General features: G+C 66.8%; 19 protein-coding genes and 2 pseudogenes. 5 read left to right on the plus strand and 16 right to left on the minus strand.

Annotated elements, in window-relative coordinates; genetic code table 11:
- Window positions 1-4: 4 nt before the first annotated feature.
- From KNN16_RS06005 to KNN16_RS06060, 12 genes are all read right to left on the minus strand, one after another.
- Entirely contained in the window at window positions 5-1,258 is a 1,254-nt protein-coding gene (locus KNN16_RS06005; RefSeq protein WP_322794822.1) for a Stp1/IreP family PP2C-type Ser/Thr phosphatase, read from the minus strand.
- A gap of 51 nt (window positions 1,259-1,309) precedes the next feature.
- A complete protein-coding gene (locus tag KNN16_RS06010; RefSeq protein WP_303899964.1) occupies window positions 1,310-2,563 on the minus strand; it encodes a serine/threonine-protein kinase in 1,254 nt (417 codons plus the stop codon).
- 40 nt (window positions 2,564-2,603) lie between these two features.
- Window positions 2,604-4,607, minus strand: coding sequence for an FHA domain-containing protein (locus KNN16_RS06015; RefSeq protein WP_303899967.1), 2,004 nt, complete (start codon window positions 4,605-4,607; stop codon window positions 2,604-2,606).
- The gene (locus tag KNN16_RS06020) at window positions 4,604-6,091 is read right to left on the minus strand and encodes an FHA domain-containing serine/threonine-protein kinase (RefSeq protein ID WP_303899970.1); all 1,488 of its coding nucleotides are present in this window, start codon (window positions 6,089-6,091) and stop codon (window positions 4,604-4,606) included. The genes KNN16_RS06015 and KNN16_RS06020 overlap by 4 nt, the downstream gene beginning before the upstream one ends.
- A gap of 9 nt (window positions 6,092-6,100) precedes the next feature.
- Window positions 6,101-7,462 carry a hypothetical protein gene (locus tag KNN16_RS06025; RefSeq protein WP_303899972.1) on the minus strand — a complete coding sequence of 454 codons (1,362 nt, stop codon included), beginning with the start codon at window positions 7,460-7,462 and terminating at the stop codon, window positions 6,101-6,103.
- 44 nt (window positions 7,463-7,506) lie between these two features.
- A complete protein-coding gene (gene cpaB / locus KNN16_RS06030; protein ID WP_303899974.1) occupies window positions 7,507-8,241 on the minus strand; it encodes a Flp pilus assembly protein CpaB in 735 nt (244 codons plus the stop codon).
- A gap of 525 nt (window positions 8,242-8,766) precedes the next feature.
- A complete protein-coding gene (locus KNN16_RS06035) occupies window positions 8,767-9,054 on the minus strand; it encodes a GYD domain-containing protein (RefSeq protein WP_303899977.1) in 288 nt (95 codons plus the stop codon).
- 65 nt (window positions 9,055-9,119) lie between these two features.
- The gene (locus tag KNN16_RS06040) at window positions 9,120-10,448 is read right to left on the minus strand and encodes a hypothetical protein (protein ID WP_303899979.1); all 1,329 of its coding nucleotides are present in this window, start codon (window positions 10,446-10,448) and stop codon (window positions 9,120-9,122) included.
- A 30-nt stretch (window positions 10,449-10,478) separates the two neighbouring features.
- Window positions 10,479-11,417, minus strand: a complete 939-nt coding sequence (locus KNN16_RS06045) for a hypothetical protein (protein ID WP_303899982.1) — start codon at window positions 11,415-11,417, stop codon at window positions 10,479-10,481.
- Between the two features lie 534 nt (window positions 11,418-11,951).
- Entirely contained in the window at window positions 11,952-12,311 is a 360-nt protein-coding gene (locus KNN16_RS06050; protein ID WP_303899985.1) for a response regulator, read from the minus strand.
- A gap of 26 nt (window positions 12,312-12,337) precedes the next feature.
- Window positions 12,338-14,833, minus strand: coding sequence for an endopeptidase La (lon, locus tag KNN16_RS06055; protein ID WP_369685884.1), 2,496 nt, complete (start codon window positions 14,831-14,833; stop codon window positions 12,338-12,340).
- A 107-nt stretch (window positions 14,834-14,940) separates the two neighbouring features.
- Window positions 14,941-15,393 (minus strand): Hsp20/alpha crystallin family protein, encoded by a 453-nt coding sequence (locus tag KNN16_RS06060; protein WP_088570224.1) that lies wholly within the window; start codon window positions 15,391-15,393, stop codon window positions 14,941-14,943.
- 724 nt (window positions 15,394-16,117) lie between these two features.
- Between KNN16_RS06060 and KNN16_RS06065 the strand changes: the two genes are divergently transcribed.
- The 3 genes from KNN16_RS06065 (at window position 16,118) to KNN16_RS06075 (ending at window position 18,261) form a co-directional block, all read left to right on the plus strand.
- Entirely contained in the window at window positions 16,118-16,456 is a 339-nt protein-coding gene (locus KNN16_RS06065; protein ID WP_303899990.1) for a tRNA-binding protein, read from the plus strand.
- 88 nt (window positions 16,457-16,544) lie between these two features.
- Complete coding sequence (locus tag KNN16_RS06070) at window positions 16,545-17,813, plus strand: aspartate aminotransferase family protein (RefSeq protein WP_303899993.1); 1,269 nt, start codon at window positions 16,545-16,547, stop codon at window positions 17,811-17,813.
- A gap of 217 nt (window positions 17,814-18,030) precedes the next feature.
- Window positions 18,031-18,261, plus strand: a complete 231-nt coding sequence (locus KNN16_RS06075; RefSeq protein ID WP_303899996.1) for a hypothetical protein — start codon at window positions 18,031-18,033, stop codon at window positions 18,259-18,261.
- Between the two features lie 110 nt (window positions 18,262-18,371).
- Here the strand turns inward: KNN16_RS06075 and KNN16_RS06080 are convergent, their stop codons facing one another.
- The 3 genes and pseudogenes from KNN16_RS06080 to KNN16_RS06090 form a co-directional block, all read right to left on the minus strand.
- Window positions 18,372-19,877: a CCA tRNA nucleotidyltransferase gene (locus KNN16_RS06080; protein WP_303899999.1), complete on the minus strand. Its 1,506-nt coding sequence runs from the start codon at window positions 19,875-19,877 to the stop codon at window positions 18,372-18,374.
- 103 nt (window positions 19,878-19,980) lie between these two features.
- Window positions 19,981-22,518: pseudogene (locus KNN16_RS06085) on the minus strand (glycosyltransferase).
- A gap of 55 nt (window positions 22,519-22,573) precedes the next feature.
- Window positions 22,574-22,831, minus strand: a complete 258-nt coding sequence (locus KNN16_RS06090; protein ID WP_303900001.1) for a hypothetical protein — start codon at window positions 22,829-22,831, stop codon at window positions 22,574-22,576.
- Window positions 22,832-23,258: 427 nt separating this feature from the next.
- On the opposite strand from KNN16_RS06090, the gene KNN16_RS06095 reads away from it, so the two are divergent.
- A complete protein-coding gene (locus KNN16_RS06095; protein WP_303900003.1) occupies window positions 23,259-24,032 on the plus strand; it encodes a class I SAM-dependent methyltransferase in 774 nt (257 codons plus the stop codon).
- A gap of 85 nt (window positions 24,033-24,117) precedes the next feature.
- A complete protein-coding gene (locus KNN16_RS06100; RefSeq protein WP_303900006.1) occupies window positions 24,118-25,830 on the plus strand; it encodes an alpha-glucosidase in 1,713 nt (570 codons plus the stop codon).
- A gap of 60 nt (window positions 25,831-25,890) precedes the next feature.
- Here KNN16_RS06100 and KNN16_RS06105 read toward each other — a convergent pair.
- Window positions 25,891-26,298, minus strand: a pseudogene (locus KNN16_RS06105) (aspartate aminotransferase family protein); the annotation flags it as partial.

A 26,298-nucleotide genomic window follows, 5' to 3' on the forward strand; every position in this document is an offset into this window, starting at 1 on the left:
AACGTCAAGGGTTTGGTGGCGGAGGAGGATTCGTTGGTGGCGGAGAGCCACCCGACTCCGGCCCCGGGGATGGGGGCGCCGGGGTGAATGTGGGGGTGGGAGTCGCGGTGGGCGTGGGGGTGGGGCTCGGGCGCGGCGTGGACGTGGGCGTATACGTGGAGGTGGGAACCGGGGTGGAGGTCGCCTCTATCTCCCCGGACGCCCGCTCAGGGGTCACCGTTGTGGACTGCCCCGGCAGCAGGATCGGCGTAGCGGTGCCGCGGGGACGAACGCTCCCACCTTCCTGCTCCGATCCCCCCCGCATCAGCACAGCCCACGCCAGAACCAGCCCCGCCACCACCGCGAGGATGCCCAGCCCCGCCGGGATGGCCCAGGGCGGCAGCCGGATCCGAAGGGGTGGAGCGACGATCCGCCGCCCCGGCATCTCCATGATCGCCACGGAGATGTTGTCCGGACCTCCGGCCGCGTTCGCCGCCGCCACCAGGGCTTTCGCCGCCTGCTCGGCGGAGTGGGTCCGCACGATCTCCAGGATCTGCTCGTCAGAGACCACATCGTGGAGGCCATCGGTGCACAACAGAACCACATCGCCGGGCTGAAGGCTGATGGGCTGGTAGCGAGGATCGGGGGGGCCTGCTCCGTCTAATGAGGCCACCCGCAGATCCACGCTCACCTCGGGCTGGATGCCCACGTAACGCTTGAGGACGTTGCGGTTGGGATGGGTTCGGGCCTCCTCCGGGGTCAGTCGGCCCGCCTCGATGGCCTCCTGGGCCCAGGTGTGGTCCACGGTGAGCTGGACGATGCGATCGCCCCGGATGAGATAGGCCCGGGAGTCCCCCACGTGGGCCAGGTAGAGGCGGCCGTCCTCGATCACCGCCAGGGTGACGGTAGTGCCCATGCCTTTCCAGATAGCCTTCTTCTGGCTTTCGGCGAAGACCTCCCGGTTGGCATGAGCGATGGCTTGCTCCATGGCCTGAGGGAGGGGCGCCGTGGGGTTCTGCTCCAGGAAATGGAGGATGTGCTGGACCGCGAGATTGCTGGCCACCTCCCCGGAGGCGTGACCGCCGATGCCATCCGCCACCACCGCCACATGACGGGGACGTCCGCCGGGCCCCTGAAGCTCCGCCACCCTCACAGCGTCCTCGTTGTTCTTTCCGCTCATGCCCGGATGGGTCGCATGAACCAGACGGGGCTCCAGGCGGTTATCCGGGGTCGCGGATCCCCGCGCTTTCGCAGCATCAGCACGAACTCGAAGGGCCATTACCCACCTCCTTGCTTCGCTCCCTGTCGGATTTCAACAAGCCCACCCATCTCACGATGTGGGGGTTGGGGACGAAGGCGGCGGCATCGGGGTAGGCGTCGGAGTGCGAGTAGGGACCGGCGTGGAGGTTGGCTCGACGCGCGTCGTTGGGGTCGGGGAGGGCATCGAACCGCCCTGGGGCAAGACTATGGGAGTGGGGGTGATCCGCACCACCGGCGTTGGGGTAGCTTCCGTCGTGGGAACACCCCGCCCGGTGGAGAGATAGAGCCCCCAGCCTGTTGCTGCCAGGGCCAACAGGAAGAACATGAGCAGATTCCGCCCCAAGGAGCGACCGGTTGGAGCCGGAGGCGGTGGGGAGGTCCGTTCCGGCTTGCCGTCCTCTTCCAGAAAGCGCCGATGCCAGGGCACCGCCTCGTTCAGCCGGCGGGCGACCAGGGAGGCCGTCGGCCGCCGCTCCGGATCCTTCGCCAGCATCTCGAAGATCAGATCGTCCAGGGGCGCCGGGGTTTCCCGGCGCAGCAGGGAAGGACGGGTGGGCATGCTCTTGCGGATGGCGCTGGTCAGCTGCTCGCGGCTCCGCCCCTCGAAGGGCAAACGCCCGGTGACCATGCGATACAGCACCACCCCCAGGGCATAGATATCGGCCGGCCGAGGATCGGGACGGGCGGTGCCGCCCTTCTCCTGTTCGATCTGCTCCGGGGCCATGTAAAGCAGGGTTCCCGCCTCCAGCCCCCGCGCCCGCTGGCGCTGGGCCAGCCCGAAATCCACCAGCACCGCCTCGATGCCCTCCTGAACCGGCCGTCGGAACAGGATGTTGTTGGGCTTGATGTCCCGGTGGGCGATGCCCCGGGCGTGAAGGTATTCCAGGGCCATGGCGACCTGGTAGCCGATCTCCACCGCCACCTCGATGGGCAGAGGCGAGCGCCGCTTGAGCAGTTCCTCCAGGCTTCCCCCCTCCAGCAGCTCCATCGCGAAATACCACTGTCCCGTCTCGGGGATGCGTTTGCTGTAAACCGCTCGCGGTCCCTCCTCCAGCGGATACAGCCGGACGATGTGAGGATGGTGAAGCTCGCGGAGGATCTCCACCTCTCCTTGCAGGGCCTCCTCATAGAAGGCCTGCTCGGCCGCTGTGCGCTCCGTATCCCCTCTTCCCCCCCGAGCCGCCTTTACAGGTCGAGAGACCTTCAGCACTACCCGGGCCCCTCGTCGGGTGTCACGGGCGAGATACAGCACTCCCATCCCGCCTTCATGAAGCGGCCGCTCGATCTTAAAAACATCGATCCGTTCGGGAACCTCGATCGGCATCTTACGCCTCCGTTAGGGAAAGTGCCGGCTTTTGAAGCCCTCACTGATCCGGCTCCTGGAACACTCGGGTCCGATCATCCGCCTCGGAGAAAGGTCGGGTTTCATCGCTGACTTCTCCCGGCGGAGGCGGGGGCGGCTGGACCGGCTTCTTGGTGGACTGGCCGATCTCCTCCTGATCCAGGCGCAGCCGGAAGTGCAGCTGCACGCGGCCCAGGTTGATGAGATCCCCATCCTGGAGGCGGGTGCCGTTGATGGGGACCTGCTCGTAGTTCACATAGGTGCCGCTGGTGCTTCCCTCGTCGTAAATGTAGAAGACCCCTTCCTCCATCTCCTCAATGCGGCAGTGCAGCCGGGAGACGGAGCGATCGTTGAAGACGATGTTGACCAGCGTCTCGTCCCGGCCCAGGCGAACATGGGTGCTGCGGATGGGGATGGTCCGCCGCTCCGCATCGCCTTCCACCACCACGAGCCAGGCGCGCGCCGGCTCGCCTCGGGCGGCCCCGGAGGGGAAGAAAGGCTCCGTGACCTCCTTGATGCGCTGCACGATGGGCTGGGTCATGGAGACAGCGGCCTCGCGCAACCGGGGGACCCGTGTGAAGGCGATGATGGCGATCAACAGGGAGATCAGAGCCACCATGCACGAGACCAGCGGCAAGAGGTCCAGGATCCCCCGGCCGGCCGGGGTGGGCGCCACCTGCCGACGGATCAATGGTCCCTCCCCTGTGCTGAACAGACCCTGGCTGTCTTCCACGTCAACCCGCAGCGGATTATCGCCGCCGGGAGCCTGAGCCAGACTCACAACACCCTCGATCAGGATCTCCGAATCAGTGCGCTGATATGATGTCCTCTCGAAATGCACTGGGCTATCGCCGATCCGGACCTGTCGAACGAGGAGATCGCAATTCTTGCATTGGTCGACCCGTCGGATACGTATGGTGATAGGCAAAGAAGGAACTTCGCTGGCCAAGATCGGGGAATCTATCCCTCCGCGTCCCTCCTCCTGGCCTTCCCACTGAATTTCCACCGCGGGAGGAGCCAGATGAATGGCATAGGACTCCCTCACCTCCATCAACTGCCCCCCGGCGTTCAGGCGCACACGGATCTCATGAGTGCCTCCCTGGCGAACCCGAGAGCGATAGCGCAAAGCCCAGACTCGTCCCCAGGAGGGAAGAGAACTATAAAACGAAGCTAGGGCTTCTTGATCCATCCCGTAGAGAAGCACCTGTCCTCCGGTCTGACCCGCAATGCGGCGAAGGTTCTGCATGGCCTGCTCGCTGCCCTTGCCTTGCGCCGGCCCGATCTGAATCGCATGGACCACAATGCGATGGCCAAACGCTCGATTTGTTACATCCGCCACCTGCTGATCGCTCAGGAAATCGATTCCATCGGAAAGCACGATCACAAATCCTGGCCGGCCTAAGGCATCTGGACGTTGAGCCAGGATGTCGATGGCCTTGCCCAGCAGATCGAAAAGAGGCGTCGCTTCCTTCCCCTTAGGCCGTTCCGGAAACTCAAACATCTGCAATCGATTCGAAACCTCGCCGCCATTTTTGGTCAATTCTTTCGGGCCAATGAAATCAATATTGTCTCCGATTGGGGCGATCAATGCAATCCGAGAGCTCTGATCCTTGGATTTTGCAATCTGACTAACGAACTCCCTGGCCTCCTCAAGCCGGGATTTGCCGGTATAGCCGCGGGATCGGGGGCTGAGGATGCTCTGACTGGCATCCAGCAGGATGACGATGTCCGCGCCCTGGGAAACAGACTCCAGGATCTGATCCCCGCTGGGGATCTCCTGGCTATCCTCCAGCAGAGAATCAACCTTAATGGGTTGATTCGAGGGAAGCCCGGTGGAGAGATCCACCAGCTGGAAGAAAACCGTCACGGTGGGGAATTGCGTGACATCCACCCCGTATCCACGGACGGCGAGGATCCCTCTTTGGGCGGAGACGGGAGGAGCGAGGAGGATCAGGAACAGCCCCAGGCCGGCCAGGGCTCCGAGCGAAAGCGCCAGCGCCATCCGCATCCCATGCTTGCCCTTCATGCGTTCTCCCTCCCCGGATGTTCGAAAGCAACCTGCAGCTCGACGTTTCCGATCCGCAACCGGGCCCCCTCCGGGAGACGGTAGGATCGATCCCGCTCCAGGGGGGCCCCGTCCATCCACGTCGTGTTCACCGTCTCGGGAAAGACCCGGATCCACCATGCGCCATCCTCCAGCCACAGCCGGGCGTGTCGACGGGAAACGTAGCGCCCGGGATCCTCGGCGCTCAGGTCCACCTCCGGAGGGTTTCCCTCCCGGCCGGAGCGACCCAGGATCCCCTCGCGCTCCAGCCGGAAGATCCGGCCGGTGGAGGTTCGCAGCACCAGGATGGGGGGCCGGGCCAGGAGGGCCTCCACATGGGCCAGGAGCGCCTCCGCCTCCGGGTGCTGCGGCGCGCGGGCCAGCACCTCCCGAAGGATCTCCCGGGCCGCCTCAAGTTGCCCCCCTTCGATCCGCCGGCGGGCCTCCGTCACCTGCCGGGCGATCTCCTCCTGCAAGCGGGTTTTCTCGATCTCCTCCTTCAGCAGCATCGCCTCGGGATGGCTGGGCCGGAGACGCAGGATGCGGTCGACGTACTCCGCGGCCAGGTCCAGGGCCCGCAGCTCGTAGAGGGCCTGGGCCTCCGCGCGCCAGAAATCCAGCCAGAAATTCATCCCCCATTCCCGCTCCTGAAGGACGGCCGCCAGAGCCTCCAGGGCGGCATCGGGATCCGGGAAACGGGCGCGCGGGTCCTTGTCCAGGGCGCGCAGGAGCCAGCGCTGGAAGGCCGGCGGCACATCGGAGCGCTGGAGGGGCGGGGGCGCCTGGCTGCGATGGGCCTCCCGCCGGCGGGCCGGATCATCATAGATGAAAAGGGGCCGGCCCTCCAGGAGGTGGTAGCCGATGGCCGCCAGGGCATACAGATCCGTGGCGAACCCGGCCTCCTGGCCCTCGATCAGCTCCGGGGCCAGATAATCCGAAGTCCCCAGGGCGTCCCATGGGCTGACCCCCGGCTGGGTTCGATAGACCGCGCGGGCCAGCCCGGGATCGGTCACATAGAACCGGCCCCCTTCCCCCCGCACCAGATTGCTCAGCTTCAGGCCGCCATGGGGGGTTTGGACGCGGTGGATCGCCCGCAGGACGAGCAGGACCCGCCAGAGGCACTCGGCCACCTGGCCGAAGGACAGGCGGCCTCCCTCCTGCTGCAGGATCATATCGAAAGGCGTCGCCCGCTCGATCCACGGGTAAACGACGTAAAGGGCATCCTCATCAGGATCATGCCCGACGGAGAGGGGAGCGACCAGATACGGATGGGAGAGATCCTTGAGGCGTCCTGTTAGATCCTCCAGGGCTCTCTCCACCCCCGCCCGATCCTGGATGAGAAAGGCATGGAGCACCTTCAGGGCGCGGAGATTCCCTCCCGCGTCCCGGGCCCGATACAGGATCCCCAGCTTCCCCTGGTGGACTTCTCGTTCGATCCGATAGGGGCCGATGCGCCGCCGCCGCATGTCCATCCCTCAACCCTGGCGAGACTTCGCGGAGCTGGCAGGGCGCCCCTGCGCCCCCCCTCCTTCCAGCGGGAACATCTGATTGGCCACCCGGCGGATGGCCTCCAGCAGCCCGGGGCGCCGCAGGACATCCGATGGCGCGCGGTCGTTGGCCATCCACGGATCCTCCGGGATCCCGGCCACCCAGCTGACCCCCTTCAACAGGCGCTGGATCGTATCCGGTCGGATCTCGCTGCGCCGCACGGCCCGATTCAGCACCACCCCGATCTCCCCCGGCACGTGGTGACGGTGAAGCAGATCGATGGCCAGATGGGTCGCGCGCAAGGCCGCCAGGTCCGGCGTAAGCACCAGGACGATCCGATCGGCCCGCTGGAGGGCCAGCAGGGTCAGGAAGTCCGCCGCCGGCGGGAGATCCAGGACCACATATCGGTAATACGTGCGCAGGTTGATGAGGAGATGGTGGAGGGCGGTGGCCAGGGCGTGCTCCACCCGCACGTGCTGGATGCAGCGCCGATTCACGTCCAGCAGGATCTCATCCTCCAGCGGCCGTCCATCCGAGAGCGCGCGGGCCAGCCGCTCCAAATCCGGGGCATCCTCCGGAGGCAGCCGGCTGAGCAGGAAGAGATCCCGCAGCATGCCCTGATGATCCTCCTCCCGGGGAGCGGCGAGGATGTCGAAGGAAAGCGATTCCCGGGCGCGGGTGATCAACGCGTCCACGATGGCGGGAGACCAGTGCTGAAAGTCCAGGCTCTCCAGCCAGGACCGGGAGGTCGGGTGGCCGGTCAGGGTTTCGGTCATCCCGGCGTGCCAGTTGAGGTCCACGTAAACCACGCGCGCGGGCTCCGGGGTGGTCGCCAGGCGGTCCGCCAGGCCCAGGGCTAGGGTGGTCTTGCCGACTCCCCCTTTCAAGCTGAAAACCCCGACCACCTGGCCGGTCTCCCGCCGGGCCGCCGACACGCGGGCTCGCAGCAGATCCCGAACCCGCTCCATCGATTCGATCCAGCCCTGAAAGCGCATGGGCCGGGTCATCCGGAGGACATCATCGGCCCCCGAGGCCATGGCGCTGCGAAGATAGCGCGGATCATCGAAGAGGGCTTCGCTGACGATGAGGATCACGGCCACATGGGGCATCAGCTGGGAGATCTGCCGGCACGTGCTCAGCTCCGGAACCCCTCCCGCGTTCTCGGTGATCAGGACGATCTCCGGAGCGGGACGGACATGGGGCAGCAGCTGAAGGGCCTGATCGGGGTTCTGGAACGTGCGAACCAGATGGACCCTTCCGCTGTTTGTCAGGTACTCCCGGATCCCCTTTTCCCAGTCCGGGTCGCTGGTGATCAGAACAACCGGGATCAGATCCGTTCGCGGCTCCATCAGGGCCCCTCCCCCTGGGAGATCTCTCGCTCGGGTCTGTCCGCCTATGGTCCGATGGCCCGGCTCCGGTCAATCAGGATGGGCGGCTCCTCCTTCTCGTCCCCGAACCGACGCAGGACGAACCGGATCTCCTTGGCGAAGTTGCGCATGTAAGTGAGCCGGGCCGCCTCCTCAAGGCTGAGATCCAGGATGATCACCATGTCCGGGGCCAGCTGGCCGCTGGGGAGAAGCCGGCCGATGGTGGCGCCGGTCAGCTCTCCCTCCCGCGGGAGCAGGTTGCTCACCGCCAGTACCCGGATGTTCTGGAGCATCACCACCGTCTGCCCTCCGCCGTCGGCCCCTCCTTCCATGGAGACCAGAACATCCACCCGGTTGCCCGGGCGGATCAGGCCGGAGAGGCCGGTCTCCGAGTTCACGCTGATGGCCACCGCCCGCCGCCCCGGCTCCAGCCCCAGATTGCGATCCAGCATGCTCCAGGCGAGGACGGAATCCTTCGGGATCGGGACCATCACCACCCATCCGTCCAGATCCTCATCCGCCTTCACCAGCCCCTGGAGCCGGTTGAAGTAGTAAACCGGGAGCCGGGTGCGCCGGAAGTATTCCCCGATGTTGTCCCGACGGAGGACGGTGAACTGAGGGACTTCCTTCTGGGCCACCAGCACCTCCAGCTGCTCCCCCGTCACCTGCGCGGCCTGCTGCACGATCCCAAAGCCGATCCCCACCGTCACCAGCCCGACCACCAGCGCCGCCCCCGTCAAAATCCAGGCCGTCCGCCGCATTCGAGCTCCCCTCCCGATTCACAGAGGTGATAAAACACCCGAAAGCCCCTCCGTAGATCACCTTTGTGTGCCTTATCTAAACTCATCAAACCTGCTCATCAACCTTCGCTCTCATCGCAGCCATATTAATCGATCGCTAGGAACAAACTGTGAACAGATCCCTTTGCTCACCATGATATTCAGCCTGGAGGTGTCAGGCAAGTCAGGTCAAACCATGGAGTATGCCCCGATTGGGTTGGGCAGAGCCGTCTATCCTTTCTACCTGGGGAATGAGGACTCTGGGATGGGCGACCACAATACGCTTGCCCGTCCCCGCTCGAGCGGAAGTAACGGACTCCGGCGCGCCGCTCCGCCCCTGTCCACCACGTTCCCGAAAGGCCGTTGGGAAAGAGCGGACGCTTCCCGCGCATACGAGCTTTCTGCTGAGCCGCTTGCGATTCGGCTCCCTCTCAGGCTCTGTCCACAGGCTGCAGGCCGTCCGGTGACATGCCTCCGACAGGACTCCAGGGTGTTCAGCCGGCGGCCTTAGCCCTTCACCCGCCGGATGAACTCCTCGATGGGGATGGCCGGCAACGTCATGATCTTCACGCTGCCCCGCGCGGCCAGCTCTACCGAGACGCGGGCCACCGTCTCGTTGTCAGGGGCTTCCACGATGTTCACGAAATCATACGGCCCCAGCACCGCATACTGGGCCAGGACCTTCACCCCCATCGCCTCCACCTCGCGGTTGACCTCCAGGATCCGCTCGGGGCGCTCCCGGATCGTCTCCGCCCCATCGCCCGTCAACGTGCTGAGCATGATATAGATCGCCATGGCCTCCCTCCTTTCTGGACCAGAGGGGGATCTTCCACCACACCAGCCCTCCGAACGACCAACCGCTACCGGATCTGGAAGCGAGCGGCGCCGATCCGCAACATCACGGCCTCTCGATTCGCCAGCGCGAAGCGCAGCTCGAACCCCAGGGTCCGACCCGCCGGGATCGTCCACGGCAACGCCGGGGAGGCGTCCAGAAGGGGGATGGGTTGACCCTCCGTCCCCACCAGCTCCACCTCCTCCGGGGCCACGGCCACCGGCTGATCCCCGGTGTTCCCCACCCCGCCCCGGATCACCAGCGTCCCCTCCTCCGCGGACCATTGGGCGCTCTGGATCTGGATCTGCAACCGGGCCTCCGGGGGCGGCGTCGGGGTGGGACGCGGGAGCTCGAATTCGACCTCCACCGGCATCAGACGTCCGGGGATCGGATTGAACCGCCAGGTCAGGATCCCCGTCGCCCGATCCCGGGGGAGGAGGAACGCCGCCACGCCGCTGAAAGTGCCCCCGGGCCGGACCTGCCCGGCGGGCCGGGGAACCTCCCCCAGGGGAACCGGCTGATAGCGCCGGCCGGAGGCATCGATCAGAAGGATCTCCGCTCCCTCCAGGGAGAGCGGCGTCTCTCCTGAATGGTCCAGCTCAAAGCGCACCAGGACCCCCACCGACTCCGCCGGGATGTCCGGCCCTTCCGCCCGCGCCTCCACGCCGGAGACCGTCAGACGAACCGGGCCGACCTGAACCGGCACGCCGATGGGCACGCGCCCGGCGGCCTCCCCGAAGGCGGGGGGTTGGGCCAGCGGCGCGGCGATCACCGCCCAGCGAGGCTCCCCGCCGGTGAGCAGGAGCGTCAGCCCGGGACGATGCTGAGCCAGGATGTCCACATCGGTCGGCTGCACCGGTTGCTTCCCGACCACCTCGAACCGCAGGACCGGTCCGGCGCTCATCTCCACCTCGATGGGATCTCCCTCTTGCAAATCCTCCACCAGACGTCGGGTCTCCGGGCGGCCCGGCAGCCCGAACACCTGATTCACCATGGTGCCTTCCATCCAGTAGGCCACATCCCCTCCTCCGGCCGGCACCGGCCAGCGCCCACCCTGAATCGGGAGCGGGCGGACCGAGAAAGCGGCCTCCTTCACCCGGATGCGAACGGGCACCGGGCCTCCCGGCGGCCCAGCCGTCGCCGGAGGCCGGGCCGGGGCCGTCGAGGACGGGCCGCGGAGCAGGAGGATCAGGCCGGCGAGGAACAGGACCAGACCCAGCCCTCCGATCCCCACGCTGATCCCCACCAGCGGACGGAGGGACGGAGGGATCTCCTCCCAGCGCCGGCGGATCCGTTCGAAAACCCGTTCCAGATCGATCTTTCCCTTCGGTTGCCCCAACGGCTCCTGGAGATCCATCCCCGCCTCCCGAATGAGGGGTCCCGCCCTTCAGGGCAGCCGGTCCGGCAGGGGAACCGGGTTCAGGCGGATGAGGACGGTCTCGCCGCTCTCGACCGGCCGCACGATCCCCAGATAGGGCACGACCAGCCGGACCGTCCCCTCGGCGAAGCCCACGAGGGAGGCCTGACCTTCCTCATCTGTGGCCGCCTGCGCGATCCAGCGCCCACCGCGGAGGGCGATCAGACCCACGGGCATCCCGATCACCCCCTCCCCCGCATCGGGGGCGCCGTTCCCGTTGGCATCGTAATAGATCCGCACCGTCACCTCGATGCGGCGTCCGGCGGGGGTGGGTGTGGCCGCGAGGGGCTGCACCTGCAGACGGAGCGGCGTCGGGGTCGCCGGCGGGGTGGGAGGGAGGGTGGGGAACGGCGTGGCGGTGGGCGGCGGCGGGACCTCGGTGATCGGCCGCGGGGTGCGGGTGGGAGTAGGGGTGGGCGTCGGCGGCAGGCCCACGTTGCACTGCAGGCTGTAACCGGAGCCGTAGACAATCCCCCGCCCCCCCTGTCCGACCAGCACATACATCCAGCCCTCCCAGGTCACCCCGACCGTCACCCGGCTGCGGAGCTCCCCGGCCCGCGGATCCACATCATCGTTGCCCGCGATCCCGTTCCGGTTCGCGTCGTAGATGATCATGTTCGTGTCCGTCCCCGGGGTGAGGTCCAGCGTCTCGCAGGTCACCACCATCCCCGGCTTCACCCAGAGCTTGAAGAAATCGTTGTCCTCAGTCCCGGGGACCACCGGCACGAAGTTCAGGCCGGTATATTTGGCGCCCAGGCCGATCAGCGCGGCACGGTCGAAATCGTAGTTCGGCTCGAACGCATCGGGAGTCCCCGCCGGAGTCGCCGTGGGCAAAGGAGTAGGAGTAGGGGTAGGAGTAGGAGTTAATGTCGGTGTCGGCGTAGCAGCTCCAATCGTCTGCACGGTCAAAGTGTAGGCATCTGTGACCAAAGATGTGTTCTCTACACGAAGATATACAACAGTGCTGGAAGTTTGAAACCACCGAAGATGAACCCGCGAACCGACATCCAAGCATGGCAAATTCCGAATCCCAGATTCCTCGCAAACAAGTAGCTGGGTGTCATTAAAATCTCTCAGAGAAACACTGATCCTCAACGGAGACCCATCCGGACCGGAAACAGTAACGGAATAGACATCTCCGCCCGAATAAACGATTTTAAAGTAATCGCGATCGGAAGGGGTTAGAGTGAGACCTGTATAGATCGCTGGACTGGAGGGGCCTCCCACATCAATATGAACCCATCCAGTAATCCAGTTGTTGCCCGGCTCCGGATCATAGGGACTCTGAGCCAACGGTCGTGCATACGCGGGAAGATCCCCGAATTTAAGAAGGATAACCCCGTATAGGAAGCCCAGGCCTGCAAGGATCAAGGGAATTCTGGTTTTCATCCCGGCCCCCTTGTCGATCAGGGCGGAGATCCGCGCTGTAAACAGATATGCTCATTATCGGCTCGGGAGCAGCTCCCGGATCGCTTCCAGCAGCTCTTCGATCGCGAAGGGCTTGAGCAGGAAGCGATCGGCGCCGGCGGCGCGGGCGGCCGCCTCCTGGTCGTCCCCCGAGACGATGATCACCCGGGCCGTGCGGAGCTCCGGGTCGGCCCGCAGGGCCTGGAGGAGGCCCGGGGCCCGTGTCCTCCCCAGATGGAAATCCATCACCACTACATCGGGTCTCGTCTCCCGAACGCAATCCAGCGCCCGCTCGGGGGCCGGGCACAGCACCGCGCGGTAGCCCTCGAACTCCACCAGGGCGCCCAGCATGCGGGCCATCTGCGGATCGTCCTCGATGATCAGCACCGTGGCCATCGGCATCCCGCCCGCCGCTTTCCCGCTCAGCGTGAGGCCCGGCCGCTCCGGGCCTTCGCCGGCGCCCGGGAGCGCCGGGTGCCGTCTTTGGAGACCGCCCGGGCGCCCTCCCGGCGATCCTGCAACGCCACCTGCAGGGCCTCGTCGATGGTCTCCACCAGCACGAACTGCAGGGCCTGTCGCACGTCCTCCGGGATGTCCTCCAGGTCCTTCTCGTTCCGCTTCGGGAGGATCACGGTGCGCAGGCCCACCCGGTGGGCCGCCAGGGCCTTCTCCTTGATGCCCCCCACGGGCAACACCTTCCCCCGCAGGGTGATCTCCCCCGTCATCCCCACGTCCGGCCGGACCGGCCGGTCGGTGAGCAAGGAGACCAGGGCCGTGACGATGGTGATGCCCGCCGAGGGACCATCCTTGGGCACCGCCCCCGCGGGCACGTGGATGTGGATGTCGCTCTGATCGAAGAAGCGCTCCGGGATCCCGTAGTCCTTCGCGTGGGCCCGCACATAGCTCAAGGCCGCCTGGGCCGACTCCCGCATCACCTCCCCCAGGGAGCCGGTGAGGACGAACCCCTTGCTCCCCGGCATCCGGGTGGCTTCGATGAACAGCACATCGCCTCCCGTCGGCGTCCACGCCAGCCCGATGGCCACCCCGGGGACCTCCACCCGGTGCGTGATCTCCTCCTCCGTGAACATCGGCTTGCCCAGGTAGCGGGGGACGTCCTCGGCGTCCACCATCGCCGCCTCCGTGGCCCCCTCAGCGATGCGGGTGGCCACCTTGCGGCACACCCGCCCGATGGCCCGTTCCAGGTTCCGGACCCCCGCCTCGCGGGTGTATTCCCGGATGATGCGGCGCACCGCCGCCTCGGTGAAGGTGATCTCCCCGGGCAGGAGGCCGTTCTCCCGCAATTGCCGCGGGATCAGGTAGCCCATGGCGATATGGAACTTCTCCGTCTCCGTGTAGCCGGGGATGAAGATGATCTCCATCCGATCCCGCAGCGGCGCAGGGATCGTGTCCAGCTGGTTGGCGGTGCAGATGAAGAGCACCTGGGAGAGATCGAAGGGCACATCGAGGTAATGATCCCGGAACTCCCGGTTCTGCTCGGGGTCCAGCACCTCCAGGAGCGCCGAGGCCGGGTCGCCCCGCCAGTCCGCCCCGATCTTGTCCACCTCGTCCAGCATGAAGACGGGGTTGCGGGATTCCACCCGACGCAACGCCTGGATGATGCGCCCGGGCATGGCCCCGACGTAGGTCCGGCGGAAGCCGCGGATCTCCGCCTCGTCGCGGATGCCGCCCAGGGCGATGCGGGTGAACTTGCGCCCCATCGCCCGGGCGATGGATTGGCCCAGGGAGGTCTTGCCCACGCCCGGCGGCCCCACGAAGCAGAGGATGGCGCCCTCCCGGGCCCGACGGATGTAGTCCCGCGTCTCCAGCTCCTCCAGCTGCGCCGCCCGCTCCTGCTTCAGCTTGCGCACCGCCAGATACTCCAGGATGCGCTCCTTGACGTCCTGCAGGCCATAATGATCCTCATCCAGGACCTTACGGGCGTGGGCTACGTCCAGGTTGTCGGGGGTGGTCTTGTTCCAGGGGAGGCTGACCATCCAGTCCAGGTAGGTGCGGATCACGCCGTATTCGGCGGAGGCGGGGGGCAGCTTGGCCATGCGCTCCAGCTCCCGCAGGGCCTCCCGCCGGGCCTCCGGCGGCATCCCGGCCTCCTCGATCTTCCGCCGGAACTCCTCGATCTCCATCTGGTGTTCGTCGGCCTCGCCTAGCTCGCGGCGGATGGCCTCCAGCTGCTGGCGGAGGAAGAACTCCCGCTGCATCTTCTCCACCTGGGCCTGGGCCTCCGACTGGATCTTGCGGCCCAGCTCCAGGACCTCGATCTCCCGCGTGAGGATGGCGATGAGCCGATGCAGCTTGGCGGCCACGTCGTCCAGCTCCAGGATCTCCTGGGCCTCCTGGAGGGACATCCGGAGATACGTGGCCACCGCGTAGGCCAGCTGCCGGGGATCCTCCACCGCCATGGCCATGGCCCCCAGCTGGTCCGGGAGGCCGGGGACCAGCTCGACCATGCGGGCGAAGAGCTCGGCGGTCTTGCGCCGGAGGGCTTCCAGCTCCGGCCCAGGGGTCATGGTCTCGGGGTGGCGCTCCACCCGGGCCTTGAGATAAGGCTGGGTGGCCGTGTATTCCAGGATGCGGATCCGCTCCAGCCCCAGCACCAGGATGCGCATGGTGCCGTCGGGCATCCGGAGCAGGCGCTGGATGAGCGCCAGCGTCCCGACCGTATAGCAGTCCTCGGGCATCGGCTCCTCCAGCTCCGGCCGCTTGCTGGCCACCAGCCCGACCAGCTTCTTGCCCAGGACGGCGTCATCGACCAGCCGGATGGAGCGGGGCTGCCCGATGGCCAGGGGGACTACCGTCAGGGGGTAGACCACCACGCCCCGCAGGGGGAGGATGGGGAGCTCTTCCGGGATCTCCACCGTGGGCTCCTCCCCGCCCCGCTCGGGCTCCGGCCTCACCCCCATGGGTGGGATCTCCTCTCCCTCATCGCCCAGAAGATAGCCTTCCCACTCGAACCCCAACGGCCGCGCCCACATCATCGGATGCACGACCTCCATCCGGGAGGATGAAATCACGGATTCGCCTCCGTTTTCGTGACCGGAAGCCGCCGGGGCGTCCGCACCGTGATGGTCAGCGGCGGCTTCTTGGGCAGAGTCACGATGAGGAAACCGTCCCGATACACGGCCTGGGCCGCGTCGGCGTCCAGCGCCCAGGGCAGGTAGATCTCCACGTGGAACTCCCCATAATGGATCTCCAGCTGATGATAAGCGACCTTGGGGGTGGGATCGTGCCGGTAACCGCTGATCACCAGCCAGCGATCGTGCAGCGCCACCATCACATCCTCGGGCCGCAGCCCGGCGATCTCCACCCGCACCACCACCGCCTCATCGGTTTCGTAAACATCCGTGGGCGGACGCCAGGCGTTCCCGTGGCGCAACAGCCAGCGCTGACGGGTCAGGATGTCCTGGAGGAGCCGCTCCATCTGGGACTCAAAGCGCTCAAAGGCCCGCTCGAACTCATCCATGGGCCACGCTCCGCCGGGTTCTCCGGAAGGATAGGGGCCGCCGTTCCGGTTCTCCTCCGATTTTAGCATAACCCAGGGCGGATCACCCCAGCCGCCCTCCTCCGAGGAGGTGTCCCGAAATCGCAGGACAACCGCGAGCCGTTGTCCGACGGCTCATGACCCTGCAATGATGGGAGCGGGGCAGCGGCCACCTTGCCCCTCCCATCGCGCCCTGGGGTCCAGGCCGGGCAACCGCGGGCCGTTGCCCTCCACCCGATCTCCGATCATCGGAGAGGCTTTCGCCCCGAACCTCCGCCTTCAATGACGCAGGGGTCGCGGTGAAGGCTGCTCCGGCAACCCCGAGCTCCTGGTTCTCGATGACGCAGGGGTCGCGGCTGAAGCCGCTCCTACAATGCGGCCGAGCCGGACAAAATTGATGATGCACCCTTCTCCGGGCGTGGCGCTCGGGTTTTTCCAGCCCCGTTCTTCCGTCGATGGACGCTCGATCCATCAGCCGCAGGATCCTCTCCCTCCGATCCCGAGGCGGAAGCGGTCGCCTCGCCCGGGAAACGGGAGCGCTCCCACTGGGTGTGTCCCAATTTTGTCGAGCTGGCCGCTTTGTAGGACAACTGCTCGCAGTTGTCCTACGATTTTGGGACACACCCCTCCCGCTTCCGGATCCTGCTGAAAAATCATCGGTGTTAAAGTCATGGGATTGTATCCATCTTTCCGAGGAGGTTGGCGCATGGCGCCGATCACCTATGAGGACTTCCTTCGGGTCGACATGCGGGTCGGGCGGGTGGTCCGCGCGGAGCCCCATCCCCGAGCCCGCAAGCCGTCCATCCGTCTCTGGATCGACTTTGGGCCCGAGCTGGGGGTGCGGACCAGCAGCGCGGCCCTGGCCGCCCGCTACCGGCCGGAGGAACTGGTGGGGCGGCTGGTCATCGCCGTGGTCAACTTCCCGCCGAAGAACGTCGCTGGCTTCGTCTCCGAGGTCCTGGTCCTGGGCGTCCCCGACGAGGTCGGGGAGGTGGTCCTCCTGCGGCCCGATGCGGAGGTTCCTCTGGGCGGACGGGTGTTCTGAGGAGGCCTGGGCCCGGCAAGCCCTGCCCGACCGGGTTAGAATGGAGGGGGACGTCCCCCATCGATTCCCGTCGAACAGGAGGCCGGAGATGACGACCCGCGCGCATCTTTCCCCCGTCTGGTTGCGCATCTTCGACCTGGAGGTCAGCCACGGCGAGGGCGTCTACCTCTACGGGGCGGACGGACGGCGCTATCTGGATTTCACCAGCGGGATCGGGGTGACCAACACCGGTCACTGCCATCCCAAAGTCGTGGCGGCGATCCAGGAGCAGGCGGCTCGTCTCCTCCACGGCCAGATCAACATCGTCATCCACCGCCCCGTGCTGGAGCTGGTGGAGGAGCTGCTCACCGTCGTTCCCGCTCCCCTGGACACGTTCTTCTTCGCCAACAGCGGGGCGGAGGCGGTGGAGGCAGCGGTCAAGCTGGCCCGCTACGTCACCGGCCGGCCCAACCTCATCGTCTTCCAGGGGAGCTTCCACGGGCGGACCCACATGGCCATGGCCCTCACGACCAGCAAGACGATCTACCGGGCTGGCTACCAGCCGCTGCCCGCCGGGATCTACGTCGCGCCCTACCCCTACCCTTATCGCTACGGATGGGATGAGGAGACCACCCTGCGCTTCTGTCTGCGGGAGCTGGATCTTCTCCTCAAATCCCAGACGGCCCCGGAGGAGACGGCGGCCATCCTGGTGGAGCCCATCCTGGGCGAGGGCGGCTACGTGGTGCCCCCACAGGGGTTCCTCGCCGCCCTGCGGGAGCGGTGCGATCACTACGGCATCCTGCTGATCGCCGACGAGGTGCAGACGGGCTTCGGGCGGACCGGCCGCTTCTTCGCTGTGGAGCATGAAGGGGTCGTGCCGGACATCCTGATCATGGCGAAGGGGATCGCCTCAGGGCTGCCTCTCTCCGCCATCGCCGCGCGCGCGGAACTCATGGCCCGCTGGAAGCCGGGAGCCCATGGGGGGACCTTCGGGGCCAACGCGGTCTCCTGCGCGGCGGCCACGGCCACCATCCGGGTGATGAAGGAGGAGCGGCTTCCCGAGAACGCGGCCGCCCGGGGCGCTGAGCTGCTGGAAGGCCTGCGCCGGCTCGCCGCCCGCTTCCCCGCCATCGGGGAGGTCCGCGGGCGGGGCCTGATGGTGGGGGTGGAGTTCACCCGGGACGGCCAGCCGGACACCGGGATGGCCAAGGCAGTTCAGGCCGCCTGCTTCCGCCGGGGCCTGCTCCTGCTCACCTGTGGCACTTACGACAACGTCATCCGCTGGATCCCACCCCTCATCGTCACCTCGGAACAGATCCAGGAAGGGCTCCGCATCTTCGAGGAGGCGCTGGGGGAAGCCATGGAAGCGGCCACATAAGGCAAGCCCTGCTGGGCGACTCGGATGCTTCCGCGCGTAGCCGGAACAGGAACCGCGCCCAGAGTCGAAGGAAACGACCTGCCCGGCCTGGTCCTTGCGAGCCACCGAAAGAGGCACAGTCATCTCCAGGGACCGCTTCGACGGCTCCGGTCGCCTCACAGTGAGTATGAGGCAAGCAATCACGGGCGAAGACAAGCTCCAAGCGGAGGCAGACAATATGAATAACGGGAAGACAATCATCTACGAAATTATAGAACAACTCGAACGATTATCAGAACAACAACAGAAACAAATCCTTGAATATGTGAAAGCAATGCTTCAAGAGGCTCCTCAGGGCGCACCGGGGCGAGAGCTGCTTCGCTTTGCCGGAGCGATCCCCACGGAAGAGATCGAACAAATTCGTCAAGCAATTGATCAAGATTGCGAAAGGATAAACCAGAAAGGTTAACTCTGGCTACCCGGGATACACATTTCGCAGAGATACCGGATCTGAACTTTGTGTTCGGGTGAGCAGGTGCCTTCCAAGGAAAACCTGCGCTTCTCTGAAGAGCGTTTCCCTTATCCACGCGCTTCCGATTCCCCGGCCTCGTCGATCAGGCGGCGGGCGAGGGCCAGGGCTTCCTCCCGGGTGGTGACCTCGCCGGCCGCCTGGGCCTCCCGGATGGCTTCCAGAAGGCGGCCGATCTGGGGGCCCTCCGGCACGCCCATGGCCAGGAGATCCTCCCCCCGGATCAGGGGAACCACGCGGACGAACCGCTCCGGGGCCTCGAAGAACGCCTGCCAGAGGGCCTGGGCCACCCGAAGCCGAGGGCCCCAGATGTCCTCCGTCAGCGTGGGCCCCCACACGGCCAGGGTGTCCGCCAGGGCCAGCAACGCAAGGTCCACCCCTCGCTCCCCCACCTCCCGGAAGAACCGGTAGATCCCCCGCGGGGTGAGCCTTCGCGCCATCCCGTGGGGCCGCATGTGATGACGAACCAGGGTCTCCACCTCCTCGATCTCATCGCCGCTGAAGCGGAGCGCCTCCAGCCGATCGGCCGCCCACCTTGCCCCGATGGCCTCGTGGCCGATGAAGCGAATCCGTCCGTCCGGCTCGACGGTGCGGGTTCCGGCCTTCCCGATGTCGTGAAGCAGGGCGGAAAGAAGCAACAGCGCCCGCCGGGGGCGCCCGACGGCCACTTCCTCCTCCCAGCGGGACTGCAGGCGCTCCCGCCAGGGCGCCATCGCGGCCTCCACCTCCGCCCATCGGGGCGGCAGATCCTGCAGCTCGGGAGACTCCGCCCACGACCCCAGCAGCCGTTCCATCGCCGCCACGGCCCGCAGGGTGTGCGCATAGGCGTCCCACACATGGGGAGGGCTCTGCGTCAGGCCCCGCAGGCTCGCCACCTCGGGCAGGACCCGCTCCAGGAGCCCCAGGGCTTCCATCCGGCGAAGGCTCCGGACGGCCGGGGGGATGAGGAGGATCTTGACCAGCTCATCGCGGATCCGTTCCGCGGCGGCGAGGAAAAGCCGGGGGACGGCTTCCACGAGGGCCGCTTCCGCCTCCGGCGTCAGCCGGAGCCCGAGCTCCGCTTCGAAGCGGACCGCCCGCAGCGTCCGCACCGGGTCGCGTCGGAAGGCATCGGGGGCGCAGGGGCGCAGCCACCCCGTCCGCAGATCCTCCAGCCCGCCCAGCGGATCGAAGGGGACGAACCCCTCCGGGCGCAGGAAGGCCTCGATCTCGACCATCATGGCGTTGATCGTGAAATCCCGGCGCCGGAGATCCTCCTCCCAGGAATCCCCCTCCCGCCGGGCCAGATCCACGTAGAACCGGCGGCCCTGCGGGCTCCGCCAGACCACGCGCCCGAACTCCCGGCGGGCGTCCAGGATGTAGAAGGCCCCGTCCACGGCGTCCGCCAGGACGCGGGCGAGGGACAGCGCCGGGCCGACCACCACCGCGTCGAAGTCGTTGGGCTCCCGGCCGATGAGGCGATCCCGCACGGCCCCGCCCACCAGCCGGGCCTCATAGGGACCCTCCTCCAGGAGACGCTTCAGGGCCTCCAGCAAGACGCGCGCCGCCGCTTCCATCCGGGCGATCCCGAATGAGGGTTGTGGACAACCCTCAAGTTAGCACATCGGGCGGCGCTTACAAAAAACCGGCGGAGACCCCCACGCCCCCGTCGGTTTCGTCTCAAGCCCTGCGAGGCTCCAGGGCAGCGATGAAGTTCTTGAACACCTGCTGGACCTCCCACACGATGCGCTCCGGCCCGAGGGACCACCATTCCGAGGGGGTAAAGTAAGCGGAGACCTCGGCCTCCGGCCCGGAGCGGCCGAACCATTGAAGCATATGCAGGTTATCGGATTGGGCGAGGTAGAGCGCCAGCTCGCGGATCTCAGGGTCTCCGGTCAGGCACGCCATGTGATAGGCCTCGATCATCAGCCGGAAGACCGCACGTTGCGCATCGTTGCCCAGGAAGAACTCCAGCCCGCCGCTTCCGGCCCACGTGCTGGGAAAGGCCGGCAAGGGGAGCTCGAAGCTCCGCGCGCCGTAACGCTCGAGGATCTCCGTGGGCGTGCGGAAGCTCAACCCCCTCCGCATCACCTCTTGGGGCAACGCCTCGAGGAACGCGAAGATCCCCGTGTCCTCCCGATGATGCTCCCCGAACGTCTCAAAGTCCCACCCCAGGACCACGAAGTCGCCCGGATGCTGAGCCAGCCACTCGGCATACCGGTCCGCCCGCAACGGCTAGCCCTCCCAGTTCCGGTTTGAGAACCGGTAGCCCACATCGTCGCTGAGCTGATAGTGACGGGCCAGCAGCTTCATCCGTCCACCGTTATGGTGATAGAGATAAGTCGGCTGACGCCACTCCAGGACCCAGGGTCGGCCGTCGAGAAAGGCGGCAGCGAAACCGGCCCCATCCAGCGCGTGATAGATCGAAGGGGACATCAGCATCTCGGTGGTGTCTGCGACGCGGGGGCGCACTCCGAAGGCCTTCTCCAGGTAATCGGCCGCCCATCCCATCCGCTGGATGAAGGCCGGGAGATCCCAGAGGGGGAGCATGCTGTGGCGTGGCTCCACGACCACCAGCTCCACGTGGGGATGACGAACCAGCTCGCGGAAGCGGTCCAGCAGCTCCTCATCCCATCGCTCGGCTTGCTCGAGGAAGGTGAGGGAGAAGCCGATCGCCAGCCGGAACCCAGCGTCCAGCAACGCCTGGAAGCGGGCGACGGCCGGGTGGTAACAGCGCTGCGCGGCGCGCCGGAAATAGCGCTCGTTGAGCTCCTCATCGAACAGCCTCTGAGCCAGGAGCGCGGCGGAGGATCCGCGCGGAAGGGGCTGGGCGGGCAGACGCAGCCGGCGAGGCTGATGGACCACCGTGTAGACCACCACATCCTGCACCCGGCCGTTCGGTCGTCGGAAGACCGGCTGCGGCCACGGAAGCGCCCCCTGGGCTCGGGCGACGACGCAGATCTTCTCCAGGAAGATCTCCAGGACGCGCGGCCATGTGAAATCCGCCGCTCGCTGACGGGCGGCCCGACGGAGGGCCTCCGCGCGGGCCGGTTCCGCCCGCAGATCCAGCAACCGGAGGACGATCTCCTCCGGCTGATCGGTATCCAGCACAACGGCCGCCTGACCGTCCAGCGCGTATTCCTCCCCCGTAGCCCCTGTGAACACGATCCCCCCGGCCGCCATGGCCTCCAGGCCTGCCAGCCCGAAGGGCTCGTGGCCGCTGATGGCCAGCACCGCATCGGCGGCCGCATAGAAGGGGCGCAGCCAGTCCTGGGGGAGCGGGAACTCCAGGGCATAGAGCTCAGCAGGCGACTGCGCGCGGAGCACCTCCAGCAACTCCTCCCAGCCGGCGGGCCGCTCCGCCAGATGGGCCGTCCGCAACCCCAGCGCCCCCGCCCGTTCGAACACCTCCCGGCCGTGGGGCTCGATCCCCCCGCGCAGAGGGAAAACCACCCGGTAGCCCATGGCCTTCAAGCGAGCGGCGGCCTCTACCGCCAGCAGCCAGCGCTTGGCAGGATCGAAACGGCCGACCTTGAAGAGCATCACGGTGCGTTCATCCACGCCCAGGGCCTGATGCAGGGCCGAGATCCGCTCGCGCGGGACCGGCTCTAAGAGGGCGCTGGGGATGCCGTTGGGGATCACCAGGGGGTTCACCCCGAGCTTCCACATCTGGTGCTTCATATAGCGGCTGACGGTGAGCAGCTGCGCCGCGGCGCTCAACCTCTGCCAGTCGATCCGATGGAAGGACATGGTGTTGTTGGCGTTCCAGAGGATCACGCAGCGCTCCCGCCAGCCGCGGGCGCGGAGGAGCTCATCCAGATGGATCACCGCCTCCGCCGTGTGCCACTCCTCGGCCAGGATGACCGGAAGACGCCCGGCCTCCAGGGCCGGACGGATGACCTGCTCGAGCAGATAGAGAGGGGCTGTGGCGGTGAAATCCCTCCGTTTGCCCTCCTCTCCATCGTAAACCCCGAGGGGGTGATGCCGGCTGATCCATTGGCACCAGCGATGGAGGATCAGCCGCCCATCCAGACGAGCCTCCTGCCCCGGAGCCTCCGGGTCGCCGATGAAGAAAAGGTGCACGGTGAACCCTCTTTGCGCGAGCGCCTCCGTCAGCTGGGTCACCCGAACCGCCAGACCTCCTGCCTGCGCATAGGGATCCGGTCCCTCAAAGGAGAGCACGCCGAAGACCACCTCGTCGGCCTTCAAAAGGGCCATAGCCACCTCCTTTCCACAAGGAGGCGCGACTGCGGATCTGGAGATCCGGAAGCGATCAGAACCACACGATGCTGCGAGAGGGACGGATCTGCCCGCGACAGATCTGGCTCAGATAGGGCTGGAGGGATCGCTCCGGATCCTCCGGGGCCGAGGGAGCCTCCGAAGCGGTGGTCGCCCAGGTGATGACCAGGAACTGGCCCGGGCCCAGGTGCTCCACCCAAATCCGCATGGATGGCCCCTGGAACTCATAGCACCCGGGCTCCCCATGATCCTCCGCGGCATCCAGGACCACCCATCGCACCCGAATCGCCATAGCCTCCTCCTCAACCGGGAGCCCACGGGAAAAAACCCAGCGCGCCCTGGCCACCCCCTTCGGCAGACCCCGCAATCGTCTCCTCCGGGGCATCTAATCGACCACACCGATCGCTTCGGCAAGAGGCTCAACGGTCTCTGGAGCGAGGCATCCAAGAGGATCCACAGGGGGACACCATTCCCTTCGAGGCCACCCTGGGGGACATGCCGACCACCCATCGACCGGCTTTCCTTGCGTTCCTCATCGCCGCCCTGTTCAAACGCCTGAGTTCACTTTTTATTTTTACCAATCTTTGGGAGACGTCAATATAAGATCCTCTAACCTCGAGAGGGCTTCCGTTTCGGCCAGGAGCCCGGCGGCCCCTCATTCCCGGGACGGTCCGTGGGCCATCCGATGACAGGCCTGGAAACCGGAGCCAGAATGGGAGATGGAACGGATCCTTCCCCCTGAGGCGCACATGCTGGAGCTCTCCCGTCAGGAGCAGGCGCGCCGCCGGTATCAGGCGCAACGGCCGGGATGGCGGCCGGCGGGGGATGTCCTGAACGCCCTGCTGGAGCCGTTGCTCCTCCCCCACGTCCGCGCTCTGGATGCGGGATGCGGGCGCTGGGGGGTGCTGGGCCGGTTCCAGGAGCGGGTGGGCCTGGCCGTCGGGGTGGATGCGGATTTCCCTTCCCTTCGGGAGAACCGCATCCTCCCCCTCCGGGCCCAGGCGCGGCTGGAGGCCCTGCCCTTCCCCGCGCGAACCTTCGATCTGATCCTCTGCACCTGGGTGATCGAGCACCTGCCGGAGCCCCGGGCGGCCTTCCAGGAGATCGCCCGCGTGCTGAAGCCGGGAGGGCATCTCCTCCTGCTCACACCCAACGCCCGCCATCCCCTCGTCGCCCTGGGGCGCGCCATCCCATCGCGCTGGCGCCGCCCGCTGGTGCGCCGCCTCTACGGCCGCGCGCCCCAGGACATCTTCCCCACCTTCTATCGCGCCAACACGCCGGGGGCGCTGCGCCGCCTCCTCCGTGCGGCCGGCCTGCAGGAGATCGCCTGGTTCGAGGTCGAGGATCCCACGTATCTGGCCTTCCATCCCTTCCTCTTCGCCCTCGCCGCCCTTTACGAACGGCTCACCGCGTGGCACCCCCTGCGCGGGTGGCGCCTTCACCTAATCGGCCTGTTCGCCCGCCCCCTTGCCGATCCGCCTTCACCCGAATAAAATCCCTCACTCGTTACAGGAGGCCGACCGTTTCGCCCCCCTCCCCGGGGCGCTGGAACCCAGACCGAGGCGCGGAGGTTGCCCGATGACATCCCTGCGCTGGTGGCAGAAGGCCGTGTTCTATCAGATCTACCCCCGCAGCTTCGCGGACGCGAACGGAGATGGCATCGGAGACCTGGAGGGGATCCGTCGCCATCTGGATTACCTCCAGGACCTGGGGGTCGAGGCCATCTGGCTGTGCCCCCACTACCCCTCCCCGCTGGTGGATTGGGGTTACGATGTCGCGGACTACATGAACGTGGCCCCGGAATACGGGACCCTGGAGGATTTCCGCCGCCTCCTCGAAGACGCCCACCGCCGGAACATCCGGGTGATCCTGGACCTGGTGCTCAACCACACCTCCGATCAGCACCCGTGGTTTCAGGAATCCCGCTCCCGCCGCGATCACCCGAAGCGGGACTGGTATATCTGGCGCGACGGCAAGGACGGCGGGCCTCCTAACAACTGGTATTCGACCTTCGGCGGCTCCGCGTGGGAATACGATCCCCGGACCGGCCAGTATTACTATCACTTCTTCTTCAAAGAGCAGCCGGATCTCAACTGGCGGAACCCGGCGGTGAAACAGGCGATGTTCGACGTCGTCCGCTTCTGGCTGGACATGGGGGTGGACGGCTTCCGCCTGGACGCGGTGGGGACGATCTTCGAGGATCCCGCGCTCCCGGATCAGACGGCGCCGATGAGCTACCCCGAGTGGCTGAAGGCGTGGAACGCGGCCACGGATGAGGCAGAGCGGGAGCGCCTGTGGCGCATCCGTCAGGAGATGTTCCGCTATCAGGAGGACCTGCCCGAGGTCCACGACCTGATGCGGGAGCTACGGGCCCTGGTCAACGCCTATGGGGACGTGGTGCTGGTGGGGGAGACGGAGGACCTGGCGTATTACGGGAACGGGGAGGACGAGCTGCATCTGGTCTTCAACTTCCCGTTGATGAAGGCCCCGCGCCTGACGCCGGCGGTGGTGCGGGCGAACCAGCGGGAGCGGCTGGCCGGGCTGCCCCCCGGCGCATGGCCCTGCAACACCATGGGCAACCACGACGTCTCCCGCGTCCTCAGCCGCTACGGGGACGGCCGGCATGACCGGGAGATCGCCCGCATCGCCGCCGCCCTCATGCTCACCCTGTGGGGCACGCCTTTCCTCTACTACGGGGAAGAGATCGGCATGCGGGATCTGATCCTCACCGACCTCTCTTTGTTCAAGGATCCCCTGGGCCGCTGGTGGTATACGGTGGAGCGGGAGCTGTTCGGAACGCCCCATGAGGAGGCCGTGATCCGCGGGGCGCGGTTCGGCCGGGACAAATGCCGGACGCCGATGCAGTGGTCCCGGGCGTCGAACGCCGGCTTCTGCCCGCCGGGGGTGGCGCCGTGGCTCCCGGTGCATCCGAACTACCAGGAGGGGGTGAACGTGGTGGATCAGCTGGAGGAGCCGGATTCGCTGCTTGCTTTTTATCGGCGTCTGATCCGCCTGCGGCAGCGCACGCCGGCTTTGCTCGCGGGCGAATACGTCCCTCTGGCGGAGGATTCCGAGGAGGCCCTGGTCTTCCTGCGCCGGCTGCGGGAGGACGGCTCGGCCTGCCTGGTGGCGATGAACATGAGCGAAGGCCCGGCCCACGTGCGCCTCGATCTCCCGACCTGGGGCCGGTGCCTCTTCTCCACCCACCGGAAGGAGGGCGCCGAGGAAGCCCTCCGGGAGCTGCGGCTGGCGCCCTTCGAGATCACGCTGATGGAGCTCCTCCGGCGATGAGGAAAAGGCGCGGTGGGGTTGACCGGCCGGTCGCCCACCGCGCCCGATCGCCTCACTCCCTCACGGCGTGTAGAGCAAATCCAAATAGCGGTGGAGCAGATCCCGGACCACTCCGCGGAAGGGCAAGGTGGCGGCCATGCCGTAGACCGGGGCCAGGGCGCCCCGCTCCTCCGGGTGTGCCCGCACCCAGGCCACGCTTTCCCGCAGATCCTCCAGGAACCGCTCGGCCACCCCGGGCTGAGTGTGGCGCAGGGTGACCGCGAGGTGCACCGCCGGCGGGTGCTGCAGCGCGTTTAAACTCCAGCCCCTCTGCCCCATCCGCTCCAGCACCCGGTAAATATCGAACTCCTTCGATGTGAAAGCGATGACCCAGAGGGGATCCCCCATGACCTCCAGCCCGGGGATCCGTCGGATCCCTTCCCGGATCCGGGCTGCCGTCTCCGGGATGGCGCGTGTGGCCTCCAGATA

The sequence above is a fragment of the Thermoflexus hugenholtzii genome, from assembly GCF_018771565.1.
GTDB lineage: Bacteria > Chloroflexota > Anaerolineae > Thermoflexales > Thermoflexaceae > Thermoflexus > Thermoflexus hugenholtzii_A.

Coding starts and splice junctions, on each gene's coding strand:
- KNN16_RS06005 (WP_322794822.1), bottom strand. CDS start 1,258: ATGGCCCTTCGAGTTCGTGCTGATGCTGCGAAAGCGCGGGGATCCGCG.
- KNN16_RS06010 (WP_303899964.1), bottom strand. CDS start 2,563: ATGCCGATCGAGGTTCCCGAACGGATCGATGTTTTTAAGATCGAGCGG.
- KNN16_RS06015 (WP_303899967.1), bottom strand. CDS start 4,607: ATGAAGGGCAAGCATGGGATGCGGATGGCGCTGGCGCTTTCGCTCGGA.
- KNN16_RS06020 (WP_303899970.1), bottom strand. CDS start 6,091: ATGCGGCGGCGGCGCATCGGCCCCTATCGGATCGAACGAGAAGTCCAC.
- KNN16_RS06025 (WP_303899972.1), bottom strand. CDS start 7,462: ATGGAGCCGCGAACGGATCTGATCCCGGTTGTTCTGATCACCAGCGAC.
- cpaB (WP_303899974.1), bottom strand. CDS start 8,241: ATGCGGCGGACGGCCTGGATTTTGACGGGGGCGGCGCTGGTGGTCGGG.
- KNN16_RS06035 (WP_303899977.1), bottom strand. CDS start 9,054: ATGGCGATCTATATCATGCTCAGCACGTTGACGGGCGATGGGGCGGAG.
- KNN16_RS06040 (WP_303899979.1), bottom strand. CDS start 10,448: ATGGATCTCCAGGAGCCGTTGGGGCAACCGAAGGGAAAGATCGATCTG.
- KNN16_RS06050 (WP_303899985.1), bottom strand. CDS start 12,311: ATGGCCACGGTGCTGATCATCGAGGACGATCCGCAGATGGCCCGCATG.
- lon (WP_369685884.1), bottom strand. CDS start 14,833: ATGGGGGTGAGGCCGGAGCCCGAGCGGGGCGGGGAGGAGCCCACGGTG.
- KNN16_RS06060 (WP_088570224.1), bottom strand. CDS start 15,393: ATGGATGAGTTCGAGCGGGCCTTTGAGCGCTTTGAGTCCCAGATGGAG.
- KNN16_RS06065 (WP_303899990.1), top strand. CDS start 16,118: ATGGCGCCGATCACCTATGAGGACTTCCTTCGGGTCGACATGCGGGTC.
- KNN16_RS06070 (WP_303899993.1), top strand. CDS start 16,545: ATGACGACCCGCGCGCATCTTTCCCCCGTCTGGTTGCGCATCTTCGAC.
- KNN16_RS06075 (WP_303899996.1), top strand. CDS start 18,031: ATGAATAACGGGAAGACAATCATCTACGAAATTATAGAACAACTCGAA.
- KNN16_RS06080 (WP_303899999.1), bottom strand. CDS start 19,877: ATGGAAGCGGCGGCGCGCGTCTTGCTGGAGGCCCTGAAGCGTCTCCTG.
- KNN16_RS06090 (WP_303900001.1), bottom strand. CDS start 22,831: ATGGCGATTCGGGTGCGATGGGTGGTCCTGGATGCCGCGGAGGATCAT.
- KNN16_RS06095 (WP_303900003.1), top strand. CDS start 23,259: ATGGAACGGATCCTTCCCCCTGAGGCGCACATGCTGGAGCTCTCCCGT.
- KNN16_RS06100 (WP_303900006.1), top strand. CDS start 24,118: ATGACATCCCTGCGCTGGTGGCAGAAGGCCGTGTTCTATCAGATCTAC.